Origin of the sequence: Mesorhizobium sp. M1A.F.Ca.IN.022.07.1.1, assembly GCF_003997575.1 — a bacterium.
Classification (GTDB): domain Bacteria; phylum Pseudomonadota; class Alphaproteobacteria; order Rhizobiales; family Rhizobiaceae; genus Mesorhizobium.
Map to the genome: position 1 here is coordinate 1 of NZ_RZST01000441.1, position 4,092 is coordinate 4,092.

Below are 4,092 nucleotides of genomic sequence, written 5' to 3' on the forward strand. Positions count from 1 at the left end.
ATATCGATACCAAGCAGGCGAGCGTGGAAGCGTTAGCGCTTTTCGCCCGCGCGGGCCTGCCGCTGGATCCGGTGCAGATCTACGAGACCGTCGAGCTGCGCAAGATCCACGAGATCAAGGCGGCCGAGCTTGCCTGCTCACGCGCCACCGAGGAGAATTTCGAGCGGCTGCGCGAGATCCTGAAGGCTTCCGAGGAGCGCATCGCCGCCGGCGAAGGCCTCGCCAAGGAAGACCGCGAGTTCCACCTCGAGATCGTGCGAGCGACCAAGAACGGCGTCTTTCACAACATCTGCAGCGTCTACTACCTGATGGGCGAGCAGCGCCTGCCGATCTATTTCAACGATCTGGAGCGCAGCATGCGCTCGCATGCCGAACACATCCAGATCTACGAGGCACTGTTGCGCCGCGACGGCAACCTCGCCCAGGCGCTGATGAGTGCGCACCTGCAAGGGGCCGAGAGCTACTGGAAGGGGATCATCGAAGGTCGCTGGACCGAGCCGAAAAGCGCGGCGCTCGAAAGGGCCTGAGCTTCATGCGCAAGATCCTGTCGACGCACCCGCTACATCCGCGCGCGACAAGCATGCTGGCGGGAGCCGGCCGGCTGGTCGTCGCCTCCGCGCTCGATGCAAGAACGCTGGCTGCCGAGGCGAAAGACGCCGACATCGTCATCGTCCGAGCGCCGCTGCCGCCGGAGCTGTTCGCAGGCGCGTCCCTGTTGCGCGCCGCGATCCGCCATGGCGCGGGACTGGACATGATCCCGGTCGAGGCGGCGACCGCCGCCGGCGTGCTGGTGGCGAACGTGCCGGCCGTCAATGCCCGCTCGGTGGCCGAACATGTGGTGTTCACGGCGCTGGCGCTGCTCAGGCGCTTCCGCATCATGGATCGCGACCTGCGCGCCAAGGGCTGGCTCGCCGGGCGCGAGCACGCCAATTCAACCAGCGAGCTCGCCGGCAAGACGATCGGCATTGTCGGCCTCGGCGCCGTCGGCCAGGCCGTCGGCCACATCGCCGCGCACGGCTTCGACCTCAAGGTCGTGGCGACGACGCGCAGCCTGCGCCCGGCGCCCGAGCGCGTCGGTTTCCTGTCGATAGACGCGCTGGTCGAGCAGAGCGACATCATCGTGCTCTGCTGCCCGCTGACCGAGGAGACGCGCGGCCTGATCAGCCGCGAGCGCATCGCCCGCATGAAGCCCAATGCGCTGTTGATCAATGTCTCGCGCGGGCCGGTGGTCGATGACGAGGCGCTGATTGAAGCGCTGCGAAAAGGCCGTATCGGCGGTGCGGCGCTCGACGTCTTTGCGACCCAGCCGCTGCCGCCGAGCCATCCCTATTTCAGCTTCGACAACGTCATCATCACTCCGCATATGGCCGGCATCACCGAGGAATCGATGATGCGCATGGGCGTCGGCGCTGCGAACGAGGCCTTGCTGGTGCTTGCCGACAAGCTGCCGGTCAACCTGCGGAACCCGGAAGTGATCGAGCGTTACCGTCGGCGCTTTCCGGCCGACTGATTGCGCCGCTGCACCACCTCAACCGCTCAGCAAAGCCTCCACCGCGGCAGCAATTCCGAGCAGACGTCGGTCGTGCCCATGCCTCGCCACCAGCATCAGCCCGGCCGGCAGCTTGGTGCCCGGCATCGGCAGCGAGATCGCACAGAGATCGAACTGGTTGGCGACCTGCGTGTTGCGCAGGAGCAAGCCTTCCGTCCTGTCGCGTAGCGCTTCGTCGCCGGCCATCGCCGCGATCGACGGCGCGACCATCGGCACGGTCGGCAGAGCAAGCGCATCGACCGTTTGCAGCCGTTCCGCCATGGCCGCGACCAGTTCCGCCCGGCGGCGGATGGTCCTGATATAGGCGGAAGCGGGAACCGTCAGCGCGCGCGACAAAGGCCCGCTGACATGTGGGTCGACGGGCACCGAGGCCCCGGTCACCAGCCAGTCGGCATGCACTTCCGCACCCTCCATCGACGCGATCGAGGCGTGCATGGTCGCCGCGCGCATCCCCCCAATGAGGTCATCGATCGATAGATCGGCGACGCGTGCGCCTGCCCGCTCCATCTGCCTGGTGCACGCCTCAAAGGCCGCGGCGACGTCGGCTTGCGTGTCGTCAAAGAGCCGGCCACGCGGAACGCCGATGCGCAGACCGGCGAGCGGGATCGGCTGGAGGGGAACTGGCTCCTCCCCCGCCATGATCGCGTCGGCAACCGCGCAATCAGCGACGCTGCGGGCGAGCGGACCGATCGAATCCAGTGTCGCCGACAACGGAAAGGCACCATCCAAGGGCACGCGCCGGGCCGTCGGCTTGAAGCCGACGACGCCGTTGAGCGAGGCCGGGATGCGAACCGAGCCGCCCGTGTCCGAGCCGATCGAGATCTGGCTGCTGCCTTCGCCCACCGCAACGCCGGCGCCCGATGAAGAACCGCCCGGGATCAGGCTGGCATCCGCCGCATTGCCCGGTGTGCCGTAGTGCAGGTTGTCGCCGATCGCGGTGAAGGCGAATTCGGTCATGTTGGTCTTGCCGAGGATCACTGCGCCCGCCTGGCGCAGCCGGCGCACGATCGCCGCGTCCTGCGCGGCGGGCTGAGCACCGGCGAGCATCCGCGAGCCTGCCCGGGTCGGCTCGCCGGCGACATCGAACAGATCCTTGATCGACACCACCACGCCATCGAGCGGCCCGAGGCAGACCCCGGCTCTTTGCCGCGCGTCGGCTGCATCCGCTGCGGCGAGCGCCGCCTGCGCATACTGCTTGACGTAGACCTTTTCGTCAGCCGCGCGATTGGCAAGACGTGACAGGATGATTTCGAGACGGTCGCGCACGGATTGCATGTCGATGTCGGACTCCGCAAGGATGCAACGTCTTTTAAGGCAGCCAATTTGGCTAGCGGATGGATAACCCGGCAAGGGTGCCTTTGCACCTGCCAGCGATAGGAAGAGACTGATGCTGTACAAAGGCAGTTGCCACTGCGGCAAGGTGGCTTTCGAGGTCGCAGGCGAGCTCGGCGGCGCGGTGCGCTGCAACTGCTCGATCTGCGCGCGCAAGGGGGCGCTGCTCTGGGCCGTGCCACACGCCAGCATGCGCCTGGTTGCCTGGGGCGACGACCTCGGCAAATACACCTTCGGCAAGGGCTCGATCGCGCATCACTTCTGCCGGACCTGCGGCATCCATCCCTTCGCCGAGGATGTCAGTCAAGGCAGCGAGCGCAGCGCCTACATCAACATCAATTGCCTCGACGGCATCGATCTCGCCGCTATCGAGGTTTTCGAGTTCGACGGCCGCTCGGCTTAGCCCAGACTGCATCGCCCTGCCGACAAGCCGGCCGACCGGCTGGCTTGTCGGCGTCCAAGGTTATTCAGCCTGTTTCGGCCCGACGGCGAAAGTCACCAGCGCTGCGAGCAGCGTTGCCATGGCACCGTAGCCGAATGCGCTGGCGACGCCGGCATGGTCGACCAGCAGGCCGCCGAAGACTGCGCCCAGCGCGATCGCCACCTGGAACGTCGCGACCATCAGGCCGCCGGCGCTCTCGGCCTGGTCGGGAGCGGCGCGCACCAGCCAAGTCTGCAGCCCGACCGGCACCGCGCCGAAGGCAAAGCCCCATGCCGCAACTGCGATTGCCGCAATCACCGGTGAAGCGCCGATGGTGAGCATGGCAAGCGCCGACAGCGCGATCAGCAGCGGCGCCAGTCCGACCGCAAGCTTCAGATTGCGCTCGGCCAGGAAAGCGCCGGCGAAATTGCCGAAGAAGCCGCCGATGCCATAGGCGAGCAGAACCAGCGAGATGGTCTCGATCGGCATGACCGGCACCGTCTCCAGGAATGGCCGCACATAGGTGAAGCCGGCAAACTGTCCCGAGGCGACGAGCAGCACGACCAGCAGGGCGATGCGGATCGTCCGCCGCTTCAGTACCTCGATCAGCGTGCGAAAGCTCGCCACGGCCGTCGGCGGCAGGCTGGGGATGGTGGCAAGCTGTACGAGCAGCGTCAGCGCGCCGCCGACCGCCGCGATCATGAAGGCCGTACGCCAGCCCCAGATGTCGCCGACATAGGCGCCGACCGGCGCCGCGGTGACGGTCGCCACCGATACGCCGGTCAGGATG

5 protein-coding genes are annotated in these 4,092 nt (G+C 67.1%); 3 read left to right on the plus strand and 2 right to left on the minus strand.

The window, feature by feature from the left end; all coding sequences use genetic code 11:
• Both EOA75_RS29890 and EOA75_RS29895 read left to right on the plus strand, forming a co-directional pair.
• Window positions 1–527 (plus strand): FCD domain-containing protein (locus tag EOA75_RS29890; RefSeq protein ID WP_164747662.1); only part of this gene is annotated, 527 nt, incomplete at its 5' end.
• A 5-nt stretch (window positions 528–532) separates the two neighbouring features.
• Window positions 533–1,510, plus strand: coding sequence for a hydroxyacid dehydrogenase (locus tag EOA75_RS29895; protein ID WP_127325837.1), 978 nt, complete (start codon window positions 533–535; stop codon window positions 1,508–1,510).
• A gap of 18 nt (window positions 1,511–1,528) precedes the next feature.
• Here the strand turns inward: EOA75_RS29895 and EOA75_RS29900 are convergent, their stop codons facing one another.
• The gene (locus EOA75_RS29900; RefSeq protein WP_127325838.1) at window positions 1,529–2,824 is read right to left on the minus strand and encodes an amidase; all 1,296 of its coding nucleotides are present in this window, start codon (window positions 2,822–2,824) and stop codon (window positions 1,529–1,531) included.
• 112 nt (window positions 2,825–2,936) lie between these two features.
• Here EOA75_RS29900 and EOA75_RS29905 point away from each other — a divergent pair, with 112 nt between their 5' ends.
• The gene (locus EOA75_RS29905; protein WP_127325839.1) at window positions 2,937–3,284 is read left to right on the plus strand and encodes a GFA family protein; all 348 of its coding nucleotides are present in this window, start codon (window positions 2,937–2,939) and stop codon (window positions 3,282–3,284) included.
• Window positions 3,285–3,344: 60 nt separating this feature from the next.
• Here EOA75_RS29905 and EOA75_RS29910 read toward each other — a convergent pair.
• Window positions 3,345–4,092 (minus strand): MFS transporter (locus EOA75_RS29910; protein ID WP_164747663.1); only part of this gene is annotated, 748 nt, incomplete at its 5' end.

What these genes read in the sequence shown, in the direction of transcription:
- EOA75_RS29895 (WP_127325837.1), top strand. Translation starts at nt 533, where the DNA reads ATGCGCAAGATCCTGTCGACGCACCCGCTACATCCGCGCGCGACAAGC.
- EOA75_RS29900 (WP_127325838.1), bottom strand. Translation starts at nt 2,824, where the DNA reads ATGCAATCCGTGCGCGACCGTCTCGAAATCATCCTGTCACGTCTTGCC.
- EOA75_RS29905 (WP_127325839.1), top strand. Translation starts at nt 2,937, where the DNA reads ATGCTGTACAAAGGCAGTTGCCACTGCGGCAAGGTGGCTTTCGAGGTC.